The organism is Lacihabitans lacunae (assembly GCF_042649125.1).
GTDB classification, from domain to species: domain Bacteria; phylum Bacteroidota; class Bacteroidia; order Cytophagales; family Spirosomataceae; genus Leadbetterella; species Leadbetterella lacunae.
The window spans coordinates 4,103,812-4,123,503 of sequence record NZ_JBHRYQ010000001.1; the positions used below are offsets into that span (position 1 = coordinate 4,103,812).

General features: G+C 38.2%; 16 protein-coding genes. 10 read left to right on the top strand and 6 right to left on the bottom strand.

All coding sequences use genetic code 11. From position 1 onward, the window contains the following. Positions 1–54 precede the first annotated feature (54 nt). A complete protein-coding gene (locus tag ACFOOI_RS17605; protein WP_379839360.1) occupies positions 55–1,128 on the bottom strand; it encodes a mannose-1-phosphate guanylyltransferase in 1,074 nt (357 codons plus the stop codon). 1 nt (position 1,129) lies between these two features. Then, a complete protein-coding gene (locus ACFOOI_RS17610) occupies positions 1,130–2,179 on the bottom strand; it encodes a DUF3089 domain-containing protein (RefSeq protein WP_379839361.1) in 1,050 nt (349 codons plus the stop codon). Between the two features lie 102 nt (positions 2,180–2,281). Here ACFOOI_RS17610 and ACFOOI_RS17615 point away from each other — a divergent pair, with 102 nt between their 5' ends. Next, a complete protein-coding gene (locus ACFOOI_RS17615) occupies positions 2,282–5,440 on the top strand; it encodes a carboxypeptidase-like regulatory domain-containing protein (RefSeq protein ID WP_379839362.1) in 3,159 nt (1,052 codons plus the stop codon). A 117-nt stretch (positions 5,441–5,557) separates the two neighbouring features. Here ACFOOI_RS17615 and trpA read toward each other — a convergent pair whose 3' ends face one another. The 3 genes from trpA to ACFOOI_RS17630 all read right to left on the bottom strand — a co-directional run bounded on the left by trpA (position 5,558) and on the right by ACFOOI_RS17630 (position 9,003). Continuing rightward, complete coding sequence (gene trpA / locus ACFOOI_RS17620) at positions 5,558–6,331, bottom strand: tryptophan synthase subunit alpha (RefSeq protein ID WP_379839363.1); 774 nt, start codon at positions 6,329–6,331, stop codon at positions 5,558–5,560. A gap of 105 nt (positions 6,332–6,436) precedes the next feature. Continuing rightward, positions 6,437–7,945, bottom strand: coding sequence for a M20/M25/M40 family metallo-hydrolase (locus ACFOOI_RS17625; RefSeq protein WP_379839364.1), 1,509 nt, complete (start codon positions 7,943–7,945; stop codon positions 6,437–6,439). A gap of 26 nt (positions 7,946–7,971) precedes the next feature. Then, positions 7,972–9,003, bottom strand: a complete 1,032-nt coding sequence (locus ACFOOI_RS17630) for a M28 family peptidase (protein ID WP_379839365.1) — start codon at positions 9,001–9,003, stop codon at positions 7,972–7,974. Between the two features lie 132 nt (positions 9,004–9,135). Here ACFOOI_RS17630 and ACFOOI_RS17635 point away from each other — a divergent pair, with 132 nt between their 5' ends. Then, a complete protein-coding gene (locus ACFOOI_RS17635) occupies positions 9,136–9,948 on the top strand; it encodes an N-acetylmuramoyl-L-alanine amidase family protein (protein ID WP_379839367.1) in 813 nt (270 codons plus the stop codon). Positions 9,949–10,087: 139 nt separating this feature from the next. Here ACFOOI_RS17635 and cysS read toward each other — a convergent pair whose 3' ends face one another. Next, positions 10,088–11,581: a cysteine--tRNA ligase gene (cysS, locus tag ACFOOI_RS17640; protein ID WP_379839368.1), complete on the bottom strand. Its 1,494-nt coding sequence runs from the start codon at positions 11,579–11,581 to the stop codon at positions 10,088–10,090. A 166-nt stretch (positions 11,582–11,747) separates the two neighbouring features. Between cysS and ACFOOI_RS17645 the strand changes: the two genes are divergently transcribed. The 8 genes from ACFOOI_RS17645 (at position 11,748) to ACFOOI_RS17680 (ending at position 19,662) form a co-directional block, all read left to right on the top strand. Beyond that, entirely contained in the window at positions 11,748–12,830 is a 1,083-nt protein-coding gene (locus tag ACFOOI_RS17645) for a BamA/TamA family outer membrane protein (RefSeq protein ID WP_379839369.1), read from the top strand. 139 nt (positions 12,831–12,969) lie between these two features. Beyond that, complete coding sequence (locus ACFOOI_RS17650; protein WP_379839370.1) at positions 12,970–13,650, top strand: hypothetical protein; 681 nt, start codon at positions 12,970–12,972, stop codon at positions 13,648–13,650. Positions 13,651–13,710: 60 nt separating this feature from the next. Then, the gene (locus ACFOOI_RS17655; protein ID WP_379839371.1) at positions 13,711–14,832 is read left to right on the top strand and encodes a lactonase family protein; all 1,122 of its coding nucleotides are present in this window, start codon (positions 13,711–13,713) and stop codon (positions 14,830–14,832) included. A gap of 34 nt (positions 14,833–14,866) precedes the next feature. After that, the gene (locus ACFOOI_RS17660; protein ID WP_379839372.1) at positions 14,867–16,219 is read left to right on the top strand and encodes an FGGY-family carbohydrate kinase; all 1,353 of its coding nucleotides are present in this window, start codon (positions 14,867–14,869) and stop codon (positions 16,217–16,219) included. A 156-nt stretch (positions 16,220–16,375) separates the two neighbouring features. Further along, positions 16,376–16,879: a QcrA and Rieske domain-containing protein gene (locus tag ACFOOI_RS17665; protein ID WP_379839373.1), complete on the top strand. Its 504-nt coding sequence runs from the start codon at positions 16,376–16,378 to the stop codon at positions 16,877–16,879. Positions 16,880–16,913: 34 nt separating this feature from the next. Next, a complete protein-coding gene (locus ACFOOI_RS17670) occupies positions 16,914–17,564 on the top strand; it encodes a hypothetical protein (protein WP_379839374.1) in 651 nt (216 codons plus the stop codon). A gap of 23 nt (positions 17,565–17,587) precedes the next feature. Further along, positions 17,588–18,133, top strand: a complete 546-nt coding sequence (locus tag ACFOOI_RS17675) for a YceI family protein (protein WP_379839375.1) — start codon at positions 17,588–17,590, stop codon at positions 18,131–18,133. A 149-nt stretch (positions 18,134–18,282) separates the two neighbouring features. Continuing rightward, positions 18,283–19,662: a dicarboxylate/amino acid:cation symporter gene (locus tag ACFOOI_RS17680; RefSeq protein WP_379839376.1), complete on the top strand. Its 1,380-nt coding sequence runs from the start codon at positions 18,283–18,285 to the stop codon at positions 19,660–19,662. Positions 19,663–19,692 lie beyond the last annotated feature (30 nt).

The following is a 19,692-nucleotide window of genomic DNA, read 5'->3' on the forward strand; positions in this document are numbered from 1 at the left end:
ATAAAAAAAGAGGAGATTTCGGTCTCCTCTTTTTTTATGAAGTAATATTGAATATTAAACAAAATGCTTTCCATGACTTTCAGCGTCAGCTACGAACTGCTTCACTTTTTGCTCATCTTCGAGTTTGCAAATCATTAGCACATCGTTAAACTCGGCTACTATATATCCACTCAGATCATTTATTACTACTAGTTTGTCTTTTGGCATTTTTACTACACAATTATCTGTTTTGTAAAGCATAGTTTTACCATCTATTACATTCTCATTTTCATCTTTGTTTGAGTTTTCATATACAGACTTCCAAGTACCCAGGTCAGACCAGCCAATGTCTGACAATACCACATAAACGTTATCTGCTTTTTCCATTACGCCATTGTCTATGGATATTGCCTTGCATCTTTGGTAGGCTATATCTAAGGCTTCGTGCTCTTTAGGTGTGTAAAAATGTTTTTGGGCTATCGCAAAAGCGTCTGCTATTTCAGGCAGATAAGCTGTGAATGCATTTTTTATCGATTTAAAACTCCAAATAAAAATACCGCCGTTCCATACATAGTCGCCACTCGAAAGAAACATTTCAGCTAATTCTAAATTTGGTTTTTCGGTAAAAGTTTTTACTTTATGTACACCATGATCTGCTTTTTCTTCGAATTGAATATAACCGTATCCAGTATCTGGTCGTGTAGGCGTAATACCCAAAGTTACCAGCACGTCATTGTTTTTAGAGTAATCAAGTCCCACATTTACGCGTGCCTTAAACTCTTCTTCTTTAAGAATGATATGGTCTGCCGGTGCCACTATAATATTGGCATTGGGGTCTTTTTTTGCTATTTTATAACACGCATAGGCTATACATGGAGCAGTATTTCTTCTACTTGGTTCTAATAAAATTTGTTCGTCACTCAAAAAAGGCAATTGCTCTTTTGTGATAGCGTAATAGTCTTCGCTAGTTACCACAAAGATGTTTTCTTGTGGGCAAATTCCATCAAACCTACTAGCGGTTTGTTGGATAAGTGTACTACCAGTACCTAAAACATCATGAAACTGCTTTGGGAAACTTTGTCTACTAAAAGGCCAAAATCTGGTACCCACACCGCCAGCCATGATAATCAAATAGTTGGTGTTGTTCATATTATTGTTGTTTATTTTTGAACTGTTTTATTCGTAAAGCTACATTTTCTCTTGTGTTCATCCAAAAAAGATTATAGTCTGCAAAATGCCATATTTTTATATTTAATAAACCTGCACCAGGTATGTGTGGCTTGCCTATCCAAAGCAAACCTTCGTGGGTTTTTGCGTCTACCGCTTTATTTATTAAATTAAACTTTCTGCCTACTCCTCCTAAATTTTTTTGTCTGCTAATTTCCTTTGGGTTGTCTGTACTCCAGCTTAATGGATTGGTGACAGTTGCCTTGTCTAATCCATTTTTATAATAGGTTGGAATATACCCTTCCGCAAAAGTATTCCAAGTTACAAAACCTCCCGTATCTTTTTCATTTTTGCTAACAGGAATTTCCTTAAATATATTAGACGGTATCGGCATGCCTACAAGGTAAGCTTCTACCAATTGTTTCTTTAAAGGTTTCTCGTCAAAATAATCTTTCAGTAATCGTATAGCATGAATCGTGCCTTGACTGTGACTTGCTATCACAATTGGTCTTCCTTCATTAAAATTTTCTAAATATTTATCAAAAGCAACCTTTATATCCTCGTATGCCAAGTCGAGAGATTTTTTACAGCTTTCTTTGTCAGAAGAGGTAAAAGCGGAGTAATGTGCTTGTCTATATCGGGGGGCAAAAACCCTACAAGAACCATTAAAAATGCTCGCTTGGTTTTTAATAGTTCCGTTATCTATTGCTTGGTTTAAATCGGTATCATTAATGTCCGCATTCCAAGTATAATTGTTGTTCGGTTCTTGGGTATAGATAGTCGGGTAAATAAAAAAAACATCTGCCTCAGCTACACTCTGCTGGTTTTTTAAACCGATCCTATTTTTAGGCACTAAATCTGCCGGATCTTCCTTTCCTGGGTGTGCTGCCCACTCATCTAGACTTTGATAGCTTGGAGCTGCAGGGATGTTTTTTTCGTCAAATGGGGTCGTGAGTTCGTATTTTTTTTGTGAATGAGCACCAAATGCCATAAAAATTATGGCAAAAGTCAAGTAAATGTTTTGAAGTTTCATTTTTTATAATTTTTTTTTGAAAAAATTGTATTGAAATAATTTATCTTTCTTAAATTTGAAGGTACGATACATCAATAATGATTTACTAAATAACCAAAATGTATGACGAAAAATTACTTTTTCCCCAAAAAAAACCTATTGGGATTAATATTCCTACTAGTGCTTCCATTTTTGGCCTCGGCCCAAACCGTAATAACCGGTGTTATTACAGACTCTGAAACTAAAGAACCTCTTGTAGGAATTAGTGTTCAAGTCAAAGGAAAAGTGATAGGTACTATCACTGACATCAAAGGAAAGTTCGAGTTCTCGACAACTACTCCTTTACCAATTCCATTGGTGATTTCATCTGTGGGATACCAAACACAAGAGTACACCGTAAACTCTGAAAATGCGACTATTAACATCAGCCTAGTATCGCAAGATATATATGGACAAGAAGTGGTAGTTTCTGCTTCAAGAGTAGAAGAGAGCATTATGAAGGCTCCGGTAACTGTTGAAAAAATGGATATCAGAGATATCAAACAAACAGCTTCGGCGAGTTTTTATGATGGTCTTGCGAATATCAAAGGTGTGGACATGACCACCCAAGGGCTATTATTTAAGTCTATTAACATGAGAGGATTTGGTGCTACGGGTAACCCTAGAACAGTCCAAATGATTGATGGAATGGATAACCAAGCTCCTGGTCTTAACTTCCCGATTGATAATATCGTGGGTATTCCTGAACTTGACGTAGAAAGTGTTGAGATTCTTCCGGGTGCAGCATCGGCACTTTATGGACCAAACGGTATCAATGGTTTAATCTTAATGAATTCAAAAAGTCCATTTTTATACCAAGGATTATCGGCTAATATAAAGTCAGGTATAATGAGTGCAAGTAACAGAGATGTTAAAACTACTCCTTTTTATGATCTTTCGGTAAGATATGCTAAAGCGATCAATAACAAATTTGCATACAAAGTAAACGTAGCATATATCGGAGCTCAAGACTGGCAAGCATCAAGCAATACCAACCTTAACGTAGGTGGTGTTGAAAACGGATTGCGTGGAGCTGGTGTAGACAATGACTACGATGGCGTAAACACCTATGGAGACGAAGTTCAATCTACTTTAGGTGCAGTTGCAAATGGTATTTTAGCTAATCCAGCTGCTACTGCCGCTCAAAAAGCAGGCATACAAGGTGCTTTGAACGCAGGTTTAATACCTGTAAATGAAATTGTAAGTAGAACAGGTTTTGCAGAGAGAGACTTGGTAGACTACAACACTAAAAGTTTAAAAGCAAATGCTGCCCTTCACTATAGAGTTAATGAGAAAGTTGAATTAGTAGGACAGGTTAATTATGGCTATGGTACTACAGTTTATACAGGAACGGGTAGATATTCACTTAGGAACTTTAACCTTACACAAGGAAAGTTAGAACTAAGAGGAGATAACTTTACACTGAGAACCTATACTACACAAGAAAGATCTGGGCAATCTTATGTGGCAGGCCTTGCAGCAGTAGGTATGTTAAATGAAGTAAAGCCTCATGCTTTATGGTTTGCTGATTATTTAGGGACTTATGTTGGAGAAAAATTGGCTGGACAAAGCAATGATGCAGCTTTTTTAACAGCTAGAGCTAAAGCGGACGACAATTTGCCTAAGCCAGGTACTGATGCTTACAATACCTTGTTTACTAAATATAGAGAGACAAATATTGCAAATAACGGTAGTGCGTTTTTAGATAGAACTAACTTATACCATGCTGAAGGGATCTATAATTTCAAAAACCAAATTAAGTTTATGGACTTAATGGTAGGTTTAAACCACAGAGTTTACTCACTTAGGTCTGGTGGTACTTTATTCTCAGACAATAAACCTGACGAAAACGGTAATGCAAGAAATGGTGTAATTAACATTAACGAAACTGGTGGATTTATTCAAGCTGGTAAGAGTTTATTTAATGACCATTTGAAACTTACGGCTTCATTGAGAGGTGATAAAAACCAAAATTTTGACCTTCAATTAGCTCCTAGAGTATCAAGTGTATTCTCTTTTGGTCAAAACAACATCAGATTATCATACCTTTCTGGATACAGAATTCCTACTACTCAAAACCAATACATCGACTTAAAAACTCCACAGGGTGTTTTGATTGGTGCATTGCCTGAGTTTGATTCAAGATATAACTTGGCTTCAGGAGTTTCTCTTCAAGTGTTAACTGATTTTGCAAAAAATGGCTTAAACTCACAGTTTCTTTCATCAGAAGCTAAGTCAAGAGCCATAGCCAGTGCAACAGCATATGCCACAGCAGCTGTGACTCCAGCTATACCTCAAATACAAGCTGGTGTAATCGCTGCTGCTCAAGCTTCTGTTACTGCAGCTGTTACAGCCGCTATAACTGCTCAGGTTCAGGCGGGAACAATTCCTGCTTCACAAGCTCCAGCTTTAATAGCCGCAGAAGTTACAAAACAATTAGGAGCATTGGTTACTGCAGAAGTTACTAAACAAGTCACTGCTGTTGCCAATCAAGTTGCACCTGCATATTTAGCAAAAGAACTTCCTAAGTATCAGAAAAAAGACCTTGTTCCTGAAAGAATCAGCTCATACGAGATTGGGTATAAAGGTTTGATTGCTAAAAAATTATTTGTGGATGCATATTACTATACGAGTACTTACAAAAACTTCATTGGTGGTGTAAGTGTAATCGTACCTACTGCAGCTGCTGGTCCTGGCTTACCAATTGAGTCTGGTGTAGCTAGTGCTTCTACTAGAGTTGGATATAGCAGAGTAGCAAATACTTCTGAAACTATCAAAGTAGATGGATGGGCTACTAGCTTAAACTATGCTATCAAAAACGGATACAACGTGAGTTTCAACATTGCGAATAACAATTTGAAAAACTTTACGCCATCTCCAGAGCAACAATACGCAGGATTTAACACTGCCAAATACAGATATAACTTAGGATTTGGTAAGACTATCGGTAGCGGAGATAAAGTTGGTTTCAATGTATCATTTAAACATCAAGACGCATTCTTATGGGAGTCTAGCTTTATGGTACCTACCACTACTAGTGTAAATCAATTCTCTAACACTACAGTACCAGCTATCAATAACATTGATGCTCAAGTTAGTTTCAAAGTGCCAACTATCAAGTCGGTAATTAAAGTAGGAGGTAGCAATATTGGAGGTAAGCCTTACGTACAAGCGTTTGGTAGTGCTTCTGTAGGTTCTATGTACTACGTGAGTTTATCGTTTGACGAGTTGTTGAATAAATAATTATTAACTCAAACCAAAAATTATCGGGACAAGGGAGGGTAACACCTCCTGAACTTCATAATTTTCTTTGGTTTAAGTAAAAAAAAGGCTTCCATTGGAAGTCTTTTTTTTTGGTTTTTATCTAAGAGACTTTACGTAAGTAACAATGTCTTCCTTAAGATTTTTGGAAGTGCCAATGATTCTTACAAACTGACTGCCTATTATAGCTCCTGAGGCATATTTAGCAGCCTTTGAAAACGTTTCCTTGTCTTTTATTCCAAAACCTATTAGGCGAGGGTTTTTGAGGTTCATGGCATTTACTCTGTTAAAGTATTCTTCCATTCCCGCATTTATGCCAGACGTGGCCCCAGTCACACTCGCAGACGACACCATATAGATAAATCCATCTGATATTTCATCTATTTTTCTGATGCGGTCTTCGCTCGTTTGTGGCGTAATCAAGAATATGTTAAGGATACCATAGCTTTCAAAAATCGCCTTGTATTCTCTAAAATATTCGTCTACTGGCAGGTCAGGAAGTATTAATCCATCGATGCCTATTTCTTTACATTTTTTACAGAAATTCTCAATTCCATATTGATATACGGGGTTTAGGTATCCCATCAAAATTATTGGAAGGGTAACGCCCTCGGCTCTGATGTTTTCAAGCTGTTCAAATAGCACTTTTATCGACATACCGTTTTCGAGAGCCGCCTGGTTAGAGTCTTGTATGGTTTCTCCATCTGCCACTGGGTCTGAATATGGCATACCTATTTCTACTATATCAGCTCCACCTACTTGCAGAGCCTTTAATATGTCAGGCGTATCGTTTAGCGTCGGAAAACCAGCTGTAAAATATATGTTTAATACGTTTTGGCTTTTTTCTTTAAAAAGAGAGGTAATTCTATTCATCTAATGGAAATTTCTGCAAACTTAATTATAATACGAATTATTGGAAAGGCATTTCTGAAAAATGCCCTTTTTATCTTTAAACACAAAAACGGAAAGCTTGTTTTTTTAATATCGTTCAGACAGTAAGCCAATCATAGTTTTTATACCATCGAAGTAATTTCCCAAGCGGAGGTTTTCGTTGGCACTGTGTTGGTTGTTGTCAGAGTTTACGGTCGGAATAATTACAGCCTCTACCCCAAGTTCGCTTACAAATGGCGAAATAGGAACCGAACCACCCATAGTAGGGAGTTTTACAACCTGAGCATTTGTAGTTTTGCTAATTGCTTTTTCAAGCCAAAGTCCATTTTTGCTTTGCATTTCAGTGCTAAATGCACCATAAGCTGGTCTTGTGTTAAACTTACAGATTAAGTTATGTTTTGCTCGTTCTTCGGGGCTGGGATCTTCGGTGGTGATGTAAAAGCCTTTAGAAACTATGTATTTCTTGAGCTTAGAGAGCAATGAGTCTGGATTACTTTGTTTTACTATCCGAATGTCTATTTCAGCTATTGCTGTATTTGGAATAATGGTAGCTGCAAGTTTTTCAACTTCACCAGACTTCAATCCTCTGATATTCAAAGAAGGGTAAATCAATGACTCTTGGTAGTTTTGGCCCACTTGGTCCGGGATTTTTATTCCCATTCGGGTGTTCAAGGCCGCGAGGTCGTCTGGTACAGTACTAATTTTCAGGCGAGTGGCATCGTCTAATTTAATACCTTCATAAAATCCCGGAATGGTGACTCTTCCTTCGTCGTCTTTCATGTCTGCCAGCAGCTTGGCCATACGGAGTGCCGGGTTAGGAATGTAGTTTCCATAGTGGCCGCTGTGTAGAGGCAAATACGGCCCGTAAGTGGTTAATGTAACTGTGGAAATGCCTCTTGCTCCAAATGTAATAGTGGGCAAGTTAGACGCATGAGCGGGTCCGTCAAATATCAGAAGCAGGTCAGACTTAAGGTCAGATTTATATTGTTTTATTAGGGAAGGTAAGCTTACAGAGCCTTTTTCTTCTTCAAAATCTACCACAATTTTTAAATTGTAATTGGGGCTAAGTTTTGAGGCCTCCATGGCATCTAAAGCAGCCAATAGCATCACGCCAGGCCCTTTGTCGTCAGATGATGCCCTTCCGAATATTCGCCATTCAGGGTCAATTTTCCCTTCTAATGAGCTGTAGGGTATTTCTTTCCAATCACCATTTGCATCTTTTTGTTTCAAAACAGGCTTAAATGGGTCTTCTTGAAACCATTCGCTGTTTTTTACGGGTTGACCGTCGGAGTGGTAATAAAACATGAGGGTAGGAGCCATCACATTTCTAGATTTTTTTTCTAACAGCAACACCGGTAAAGTTAGTGTAGGAAGCGTTCGGGCAGTAAATCCTCTTTGCTTAAACTGATTTTCTACCCAAGTGTAATTTTTTAAAATATCGGCTTTGTAGTTTGCATCGCAGGGAATAGAAAGGTATTCTTTCAAAGTGCTTAGATGCTTTCTTCCAAATTCTTGCGATAGTTTTTCGTAATCTAAATTTTGACTATAAGTTACTTTTGAAATCAAAAGGAGTACTACGACGATACTTTTTTTCATTTTTTTAGGTAGGTTTTATTTGGGCTTTACAAGTTTGCGTTTTCTTTCAGAAAAGTAAACATTAATGTTTTACCAACCGCACTTAAAGTGGTTTTGTCTATGGTGTCTATGTTATCACCATGTGTATGATGATGTTCAAAAAAAGTATTTTCTGTAGGTCTTAAATCTATGATGTCTATCATCGGTATTTTAGCATTTTGAATCACAGGTACGTGGTCGTCAGTAAGGGAGCCGCCTTCTTGCGAAACAAAAAACTGACTGAAGCCCAGCTCTGAGGCATTGGCCCAGATGCTGTTTACCACACTTGGGGCAACTTGCATAGAAACACCTTCATGTCTAAACGTAGCATCTTTGGCACCCACCATATCTAACAAAATGCCATAAAAAGCAGTATAGTTTGGCTTGTGGAGGTTTTTAGACCAATATTCTGACCCTAAGCAATAGCCTCCGTATGGGTGCTTAACTTCTTTGGTGTAGCTTTCGGGTGCACCCCAGTCTTCGGCGTCAAATAATATAAAGTCAACGCCTAGGTTTGACATGGATGAGTCTGCGGTAAGTTGTCTCGCTATTTCTATCATAACCCCAACGCCACTCGCTCCATCGTTTGCTCCATCTATAGCTCCGGTCTTGTTTGAGGGGTCTTTGTCTGCAAAAGGCCTAGAGTCCCAATGCGAGCTTAAAATTATTCTTTTGGTAGCTTTTGGGTTAAAACTAGCTATGATATTTCGGGCAGGAATTGACTTATTATCGTAAGTGATAGCCGTAAAGTTTTGATTTATGACCTCTAATCCCATGCTTTTAAATTTATTTGAAAGCCAATCGCCACATTTTTTATGAGCAGCAGTGCCAGGTACTCTCGGCCCAAAGTTTACTTGTTTTTCTACATAAGCAAAGGCCGAGTCAGAATTAAACTCGGGAGCTTTTATAGGTGTGCTATTGGTTTTACTATCAATTATTTCTGAGTTTGAGGTTGTGTTTTCGCTGCTGTTGTTTTTGCAGTTAAATAACGTGAGTGTAGTAAAAAAAACTACACATATTCTACTGAATTTAGATTTCATTTCGTTCTTTATTTTTAACAAAAATAATGTAATTCTTAAAGTAAATGAATTTTTTGGCACAGTATTTGAAAATTGTACTATCAAACGTCGAATAATATCGATTGTTGCTTTTCTAATATAACCCATAAAAAGATGAAAAAAACTGTATTCTCTTTCCTAAGTATTGTATTTGTGTTTGTCCTGTGTTCATTTTATAATCCCGAAAATAATTCTAACGTTTACGAATATTCGATTTTTGGTGATAAATACGCAAATACCCCAGTTTTAGATAATAAGCTAACCAAGCAAGTTTATTATATCATAAGCGGCCACGGTGGGCCAGACCCAGGTGCGGTAGCTACTGTAGACGGCAAAAAAATATGTGAAGACGAGTATGCTTACGACGTAAGTTTACGCCTAGCGAGAAATCTGATAAGTCATGGAGCTAAAGTGTACATGATTGTTAGAGACGAAAACGACGGCATTAGAGACGACATGTATTTAGAAATGGACAAAGACGAAGTAGTTTGGGGCGGAGACGCTATTCCAAGAAACCAGTCGGAGCGATTACGTCAAAGAACAAGAATCATTAATGACCTATATGCTGAAAATGCTCGTAAAGGATACAAAAAACAACGCGTAATAGAGACACACGTTGACTCAAGATACTCAGATCATAAAGTAGATATATTTTTCTATTACAATGATCAAAATCACGAGAGCCATATTATGGCAAGCAAAATGTACGAAACAATAAAAGGTAAATACGAAGAAGTGCAGTCAGGAAGAGGGTATTTTGGAGAAGTGAAGCCACGAAGCCTTTGGACTATCAAGCAGTCAGAGCCACCAGTAGTATTTATAGAATTAGGAAATATTACAAACGAGTTTGACAGAAAGAGATTGTTAGTCGCAGACAACAGACAGGCAATTGCCAACTGGTTTGCACTCGGCTTATTAGACGACTAGGATTAATTATAACAATAGATTGAAATTTGCTGGGAGCCACAAGCTTCTGGCATTTTTCGTTTTAGACCTTATGCTTTTTTTACACAAAAAAAAGGAAGAACCGAGGCTCTTCCTTTCTGTATGAAAATACGATTTTCTTTTATTCTTCCCAAGCCCAGTCTATGCGGTGTTTCATGTCTTTTATGGTCATGCCGTTAGCTTTAAAATAAGCTCTGATTTGGTCAACTTTGTCGTACTGCTGGTTGGCTTTGTATTCTCTGTAAAGTTCTAACATACCAAGTACCACCACTTCGTCGTTGCCAAGTTGTTCTTCTTTTAAACCTAAAATTTCTTCTATAAAAACCACATAAAATTTAACGAGCTTATCGAAAACTTCCTCGCCCAAGGCAGCAGGAGCCAATTGTTTCATGTATAACATGTTGATATATTTCAAAAACGTAAACAACTGAGCTATGGCTACAGCCGTATTTAGGTCGTCGTTTAGTGCTTCGTAAAAGGCATCGTATGCTTTGTTGATTTCAGCTATTTTTTTCTCGTCTAATGCTATTGTTTCCTCAGAAGTTTCATAAGTCAATGTTTTCGAAATTCGAAGTCCATTTATTAATCTCCTGTATCCTTTCTGAGCGGCTTTTAGGGCGTCGTTAGAAAAGTCTAAAGTAGACCTATACTGCGACTGAAGCATAAAGAATCTAACGGTCATTGGGCTGTAGGCTTGCTCGAGTAGTGGGTGACTTCCTGCAAAAAGTTCAGCAGGCAAGAAGCTGTTGCCGAGCGACTTAGACATTTTTTGCCCATTTACGGTTAGCATATTAGAGTGCATCCAATATTTAACCGGATTGATACCCGTTAGGCCAGTTCCTTGAGCTATTTCACATTCGTGGTGTGGAAACTTTAGGTCCATGCCGCCACCGTGAATATCAAATTGGTTGCCCAAGTATTTGGTGCTCATGCAGGTACACTCCAAGTGCCAGCCTGGAAATCCCATTCCCCAAGGCGAAGGCCACTGCATGATATGTTCAGGAGCGGCTTTTTTCCAAATTGCAAAATCTAAAGGATTCCGCTTTTCAGACTGCCCGTCAAGTTCACGCGTTTCATTCAAAAGGTCCTCTAATATTCTTCCTGAAAGCTTGCCGTAGTTATGGCCACCTTCGTTATATTTATTTATGTCAAAATACACCGAACCGTGTGATTCATAGGCCAGGCCTTTTTCTATCAAGCTCTTCACAGCTTCTATTTGCTCTACCATGTGACCGGTAGCCGAAGGTTCGATATTTGGCGGTAAAAAATTGAAACTTTCTAATACTTTATGGAAATCGTTGGTGTAGCGTTGTACAATTTCCATAGGCTCCAGTTGCTCTAGTTTGGCCATTTTGCCTATTTTGTCTTCGCCTTCGTCGCCATCACCTACTAAGTGACCCACATCGGTTATGTTTCTTACATATCTGACTTTATAGCCGCAGTGAAGGAGGTATCTATAGAGCACATCGAAAGTTAAAAATGTGCGGACATTGCCCAGGTGTACGTAGTTATATACAGTAGGACCACACACGTACATGCCCACATATCCAGGTGTTATCGGTTCAAAAACTTCCTTTTTTCTATTAAGGGTATTATATATTTTTAGATTTTGCATCAATTTGATTTTATCTTCGTTACAAATTTAGTGTGATTTGCCTAAATATTTTATGTTTAAACATCCATTAAAGTTAATACAAAAAAAATACATAAGTTTTAGTTCCAATTTAAACCTTTCTAAAGTTTAAAGAGTACATAAGCTATATATCTCCCTAAAAACAAATATGCAAAGTAGATTAGTTTTCGTTGTTTTCGCTTTCATCTCTATTTCCGCTTTCTCACAAAATGCCGATACTCTCAAACATAAACTACTTAGAGACAAAAGTATTGTGGTTTTGCCTGTAGTTTTTAGACTGCCCGAAACCCGCTGGGGAGCAGGAGTTGGAGGGAGTGCGAGTTTTAACTTTACCAAGGATTCTTCGTGGGCGAAGCCTTCGCAGGTAACTTTTGGCCTTACTTTTACCCAAAATAAGCAGATATTGTTTTTTGTGCCTTTTAAGATTTTCTCAAAAAATAATACATATTATTTTAACTCCGAAAACGGATGGTATAGGTATAACTACATTTATTCGGGCATAGGAGAAAACAAAGTGAAAGACGAAAAGTTTGATACCGATTATTTTAGGTTTAGATTTTTGGCGGCAAAACATATTAATGCTACTACGTATTTGGGAGCAAGGATAAATTTTGAAAATTATAGAATCACTGGAACCCAAGAAGGGGGCGAATTAAGCTCAGGAATTATAAATGGGTCGGATTATTCAAGGACCTCGGGTATAGGTTTAAGTTTAATTAAAGATACGAGAGATGCGGTTTTTTACCCTACGAAAGGGATTTTTGGTGAAGCCTACGTAGTGCCTTCCAATAAAATTTTCGGAGCGAATCGGAATTTTGTAAAAATATCAGTAGATGTTTCAAAATACGCCAGTTTGGGCAAAAAGACCGTTTGGGCAAACAATGTGGTGGGTATTTCTAATATCGGCGATGTGCCATTTAATCAGTTGGCTTTTTTGGGAGGTCAAAATCGACTCAGGGGTATATACGAAGGATATTTTAGAGATAAAAATGCCTTGATACTGCAAACCGAGTTTCGTCAGGAAATTTGGAAGATTATTGGAGCCGCTGCTTTTGGTAGTGTAGCTTTTTTAGGAAATGAAACGAGTATATTACGAATGAACCTTCCAAAATACACCTATGGTGCAGGTCTTAGAATAGCCACAAAAAATCATTTGAATTTAAGACTTGACTATGCACTTTCGCCGTATCACAGCGGGAATTTTTATGCTACTATCGGCGAAGCTTTTTAATTGTTTTTTTGGTAGTTATTAAAACTAAAACAATCTCTTCTGGTGTATCAGGCAAAATAAAGGCTGTGCAAGAGAGATTGGGTTACCTAAGCTAAAGATTTTTGTTAAATTGCATCTCAAAGAATATTATCCTTTCAAAATGAAAAAAATAGCAGTTTTTTTACTTTCTGTAATCGTGTTTTCGTGTTCCCCAACTCGTAAATACGAGAAAACGGCTAAGTCATGGGAGCCCGAAATTCAGAAACTAGAGGCCAAAGACAAAATTGAAAAAGATCCTGAAAACGCTGTTTTGTTTATTGGAAGTTCGAGCATTAGGCTTTGGAAAAACATAGAAAAAGACATGGCTCCATATCCGGTGATTCAGCGTGGATATGGTGGGGCAAAATTTACTGATTTAATTGTTTTTACCAAAAGAATAGTGGAGCCTCACAAGTTTAGAGCGGTTGCGATTTTTGTAGCAAATGATATCAGTGGATCCAAAGACGACAAAACTCCAAGAGAAGTATTGGGTCTGTTTAAAGGCGTTGAGAAAATCATCAGAAAGAAAAATAAGAATCAACCTATATTTTTTATTGCCATAACGCCTACCATGTCTCGCTGGCAGGTTTGGCCACAAATAAGAGAGGCAAATGCTTTGATAGAATCTTACTGTAAAACCAAGAAAAACCTGTTTTTTATAAATACAGAAGCAGCATATTTGGGTGCTGACGGAAAACCAATCGACGAGTATTTTATAAGTGATAAATTGCACCAAACCCAAAAAGGATACGATGTTTGGGCAAAAGCCATAAAAAGTGAATTTGATCAGGTTTTGAAATAAAAACTGTACCGATATTTGTGAAATGATTCGAAGAATTTAATAACCTTAGAAAGCCCAAAAATGAAAATTAAATTAATTGTTGCCGTATTAATCTCCATGTTAGTTTCTTGCTCAGTAAGCAAAGAGTCAAAGCAAAAGGGAAAAACCTATAGGTTTTTAGTTGGAGATTATTCTAAAAAAGGGGCTGAAGGGGTTTATTTCTGTGAGTTTAATCCCACCGAAAAAAGCACGAAAATAATTAGTCATTCTCCCGAATTAGAAGACCCTTCGTTTTTGGCCATAAGTGCCGACCAAAAACACGTCTATGCCATTTGTGAAACCAAAGGCGGAAGCGTGAAAAGTTTTGGGTTTGATGAAAAAACGGGTGCATTTACCTTTAAAAACATGGTGAGTTCGGGTGGAGCACATCCGTGTTACATTACATTAGACAAAACTGGCAAGTGGGCGTTTACTGGAAACTATACAGGCGGTAGTTTGGCTGTATTGCCTGTCAAAGCCGACGGCAGTTTAGAAGAGCCAAGTCAAACTATACAGCATGTAGGTTCGGGGCCAAACAAAAGTAGGCAAGAGAAGCCGCATGTGCATTCGGTTAATATTTCACCTGATAATAAAAATTTGTATGTAGCTGATTTGGGTACGGATATCGTGACCAATTATGCATTTGACGAGGTTACATGTAAGTTAAGTAAAGTGCAAGAAATGCCCGTAAAGGCGGGTTCGGGTCCTAGACATATTGCGTTTCATCCGAACCTTCCACTAATGTATGTGATACAAGAAATGGCGGGTATCATTACGCAATTTTCTGTAAAAGACGGAATGCTTACCAAAGTGGAGGAAGTGAGTACCTTGCCCAAAGACTTTAAAGGTGAAAACTCGTGTGCAGACATACACTTTTCGCCAGACGGAAAGTTTTTGTATGGCTCAAATCGCTTTTACGACATGATCGTTACTTTTGCAGTAGATGAGCAAACAGGAAAGTTAACGCAGCTTTCGCAAACTAGCGTAAAAGGCAAAGTGCCGCGTAATTTCGGAATTACGCCTGATGGCAAATACCTATTGGTGGCCAATCAGGAAACCGACAATATTGTGATATTTGAGCGAGATGCTAAAACCGGAGCTTTGAAAGACTTAAACCTTGAGTTAGAGATTTCGATGCCAGTTTGTATTAAGTTTTTAAAATAATTTTAAAGAAAAAAAATCTTCAGAAATAACAGATATGCAGAACATTTGTGCCGTCTTTGACATCGGAAAAACCAATAAAAAACTGTTGGCTTTTAATGAAAGCTTTGATGTAGTGTATGAACATCAAGTGGTGTTTGAAGAAGTCTTGGATGACGACGGCGATGTCTGTGATGACCTAAAGGCATTGACAGAATGGGTACTTGCTCAAATAGAGGTCCTTAAGTCTAACACTGAATTTACGCTTAAAGCCTTAAATTTTTCGGCCTATGGTGCTAGTTTGGTACATATTGGTGCTAATCTACAGCCTGTTACGCCACTTTACAATTACCTCAAAGTAATGCCTCGTAAACTCAAAGATGAGTTTTTGGCGAAGTATGGCCCAGCTGAAGATTTCTTTAGAGCGGTGGCTTCGCCAAACCTTGGCCTTTTGAACTCGGGCTTGCAGCTGTATTGGTTAAAATACGAGAAAGTGGAGTTTTTTAAACATGTCCGCTACTCGCTACATTTGCCTCAGTACCTTTCGTTTTTGTTTTCAGGAAAAGCTCAGGCTGAATTTACGAGCATAGGCTGCCACACTGCCTTGTGGGATTTTGATGCATTTAAATACCACAATTGGGTAGAAGCAGAACGCCTAAAATCTATAAGCTTGGAACCTGTAAAGGCCTCAGAAACTGTAGAAGCGGAACAGGTGGTTGTTGGTCCTGGTATTCACGACAGCTCAGCGGCTTTGGTGCCTTATCTTAAGTCGGCTGAAGACTTTGTTTTGATTTCTACTGGCACGTGGTGTATAACGCTCAATCCAAATAATCATACGGCATTGACCAATAAAGAATTGGAAAATGATGGATTGAATTTTATCAGTTTTGAAGGAAAGACCGTAAGAGCAGCACGGTTGTTTTCAGGCAATGAGCACGAGAGACAAGTAAAGCACTTGGCTAGTTACTTTAGTGTATCCGAAGATTATTATAAAAACGTTAAGTTTGATTATAAACTGATTCAGCAGCTACGCAAAGCCCACAAACAAGTCATGCCTGACCAAGTGGAATTGGGGGAGCTTAGAGAATGTCCTTTTGTAGAGCGAAATATCAATATGTTTAGAACTTATGAAGAGGCTTATCACCAGTTTATAATGGATTTGGTAACGCAACAAATAGCATCTACAAAACAAACTTTTGGAAACAATGCTCCTAAAAAGATATTTGTAGATGGAGGTTTTTCACGCAACGAAATCTTCATGAATTTACTTTCAGAGGCCTTCTTTAATATTGAAGTATACGCCTCAGAAGTAGCACAAGCTTCTGCATTGGGTGCGGCACTCGTTATCTCAGATGCCTGGACCAAACAGCCATTTGAAACCTCAAAACTTAAGCTAAAGAGGTATTTTTAAGAACTGTAAAATTAGAGTTTATATAAAGTCATGTGTTTTTTGTTTTATATAAAAGCCCTGTTTTTTGCTAAAATGCTGAATTTTAAATAAATATTTGAGTTTTAACAACCAAAACCTTCTGACTTCCGTAAGTGTTACAAATAAAAAAAAAGTAACATGGAAAATAAAACAGTAAACAGAGGACAGTTTTTAAAGACATTGGGCTTGTCTAGCAAGGCTCTAATCGCTTTTTATTGCATTGGAGCAGTAACTGCGTGCAGCAAAGACGAAGTTATGGCTGACGGTAACACCGGAGGCACTACTGGAGGTGGCACACCCAATATGGGCCTATCGGGCACCACCACTGGTGACTCGTTAGATTTTACTTTAGATCTCACAAGTGCAAACTACGGTAAATTAAAAAATGTGGGTGAATTTGTAATAGTTGGCGACGCATTGGTGGCAAATGCAAACGGCAATTATATCGCACTTTCTAAAACTTGTACGCACCAAGGCACTCAGTTGCAATACCGTAAAAACGAAGGAGATATCTGGTGTAATAACCATGGTTCGGAGTTCAACCTGACTGGTACGGTTAAAAAATCGCCTGCATCTATGAGTCTTAAAGTTTTTAAAACTACTTTTGACGGTACAACACAATCTTTGAGTGTTAAGGCGTAAATTGTTAGATTTGGTAAAACTAAACGTATAAAATATGAAAAAGCTATTGATTTTTTTGGTGATGTTTCCTTTCATGGCCCTTTGCCAAGAGATTAATACAGATAGCCTCTTACTTGATATTACAGGTGATTTAAGTCTAAATCAGGAACCACAAAGTTTACTACCTGAGCGAATGATGTTTACCCAAAGAATGCTTTGGGGGGAAAACGGGCTGTATCGTAAGGTGGGAATAGCCCCAAGGGTACTTACACCAGAAACCCGCGAACATGAGCTAAAAATAAGAAGAACCATGTTTCGTATTCATCAAGCGGTGGGTTTGACCACCGCAGCAGCTATGGTGGCACAGGGGTTCTTGGGCTCGAGGTTGTATGACGACAACAGGGAGTATAATCCGCAAGTAAAAAAATGGCACGAAGGTGTGGCTACGGGTATCAATATTGGTTATGCTACTACGGCTTTGATGAGTTTTACCTCGCCACCTCCTTTTATTAATCGTAAGAAATTTGACAATATTAAATTGCATAAAATACTCTCTTATGTGCACCTGACAGGTATGATTACGACCAACGTTTTGGCAGGTCAAATAAGTAATAATTTTACCTTAAAGAAGTACCATAGAGCAGCTGCCTACACAACTTTTGGGGCGTACGCTTTAGCGATAGCCTCTATTAAATTTGAATTATAGAAACGATTTAATCTTAAAATTTTATGAAAAATATATTAACCGCATTGCTACTGTTAGGAGTGCTATTAAATGCCAGTGCCCAGTCTAAAAGAAAAATAGAGGCAAACAAAAAATCATCAGAAATCGGCTATAGCATGAAACACCCTTTGCATGAATGGACTGCATCGGCCAAAGATGGGAAGTGTATCATAGTTTTTAATGACGATACACAAAAAGTGGAAGTTGTGGCTGTGGTAGTGGCTGTACGGTCTTTTGATAGTGAAAACTCAAATAGAGATTCACATGCTTTGGAGGTTTTAGAAGCTTTGAAGTTTCCCAATATTACATTTTCGGCTAACAATATCACAGATAATGGAAGTTCATTGCAAATAAAGGGGAATTTGGTTTTTCATGGAGTTACTAAACCCGTAGAAGTTACAGCAAAAAAGAGTATTTCGGGTAAAAAACTTTTGGTAGAGGGGGCTTTTGATATTAACATGACCGACTACAATGTGGTACCTCCAGGCTTGATGGGACTCAAGACCGAAGAGTTAATAAAACTGAATTTTAAATTCAATTTTGATATATAAGTTTTCGTTTTTGTAATAAATAAGGAATTCAATAGTTTTTTTTAACTTTTGATGTCATTATGAGGGTGTTTTGAAAGAAATTTTGAAATAGAAACAATATTTGATTTATTTTGAATCCGAATTCAAACTATCATCAATAACCCTAGAAAATGAAAACAAAGTATACCTTGCTTGCTATCGCTATTAGTTTAGCGTTAGCGTCTTCCACCACACTCTTAAATTACTTTCACGTAGTAGACATTTCGGAATCTGTTCTTGTAATTTTTAGGTACTTGTTTATCGCCGCTATGGTGCTTTTTGCATATCAGCGAAAGTCGCTTACCGTATGGATTTTGATAAGTATGATTATCGGTGCCGAAATAGGGCATGACTTTCCTGAGTTTGCGGTAAACCTTAAAGTTGTAAGTAAAATTTTCATAAAACTTATTAAGGCCATCATCGGGCCCCTGCTTTTTGCTACACTTGTGGCGGGTATTGCGGGTCATTCTGACCTAAAGCAAGTAGGCCGTATGGGCTGGAAATCGCTCCTTTATTTTGAAGTAGTTACCACGTTGGCCTTATTTATAGGTTTGTTTTTTGCCAACTGGATTAAACCAGGTGCGGGTATCAAGCAAATGCCAGGAGTAGCGGAAGAGCTCCCTCATGTGGATCCTCAAACGTGGCAAGACGTACTTCTTCATGTATTTCCTGAAAACATTGCTAAATCAGTAGCTGAAGGACAAACGCTCCAAATCGTAATATTCTCGGTGTTATTTGGTATAGGTTTGGCCATGCTAGAGAAGAAAAAACGCGAGAAAATGGTAGGCGGTATCGAACTTCTTTCTGAAGTGATGTTTAAGTTTACTTCTATCGTAATGTATTTCGCTCCTTTTGCGGTAGGTTCGGCCATCGCGGTTACAGTTGGTCACATGGGTTTTGAGGTTCTTAAAAATCTCGCTTTGTTACTTATGACACTTTACTTGGCACTAATAGCCTTCGTTTTGTTGGTTTTAGTACCTGTCATGTTAATCATCAAAGTTCCTGTAATAAAATTTGTCAAAAACATCTCTGAGCCACTTTCTATTGCCTTTGCTACTACCAGTTCAGAGTCAGCTTTGCCTAAGGCCATGGAGCAAATGGAGCGTTTCGGAGTGCCACGTCATATTGTGTCTTTTGTAATGCCAACGGGTTACAGTTTTAACTTGGATGGATCTACGCTTTACCTTTCTTTGGCGGCTATATTTGTTACACAAGCTGCGGGTATTGATTTTCCGGTGGAGCAACAAATCGTGATGTTATTAACCTTAATGCTAACCAGTAAAGGTGTAGCCGGAGTACCTAGAGCCACTTTGGTGATTTTGTTGGGAACTTTGGCTTCGTTTGGTTTGCCTGAGTGGCCCGTATTGTTAATTATAGGAATAGATGAGCTAATGGATATGGCCCGTACCACTGTAAATGTGTTTGGTAACTGCTTGGCTACTACAGTGGTGGCTCGTTGGGAGGGAGAGCTCGACGATGAGAAAATGCACGCAGAACCAATTTTAGATTAATAGTTTTTTTCGAATAAATAAAAGACCCTT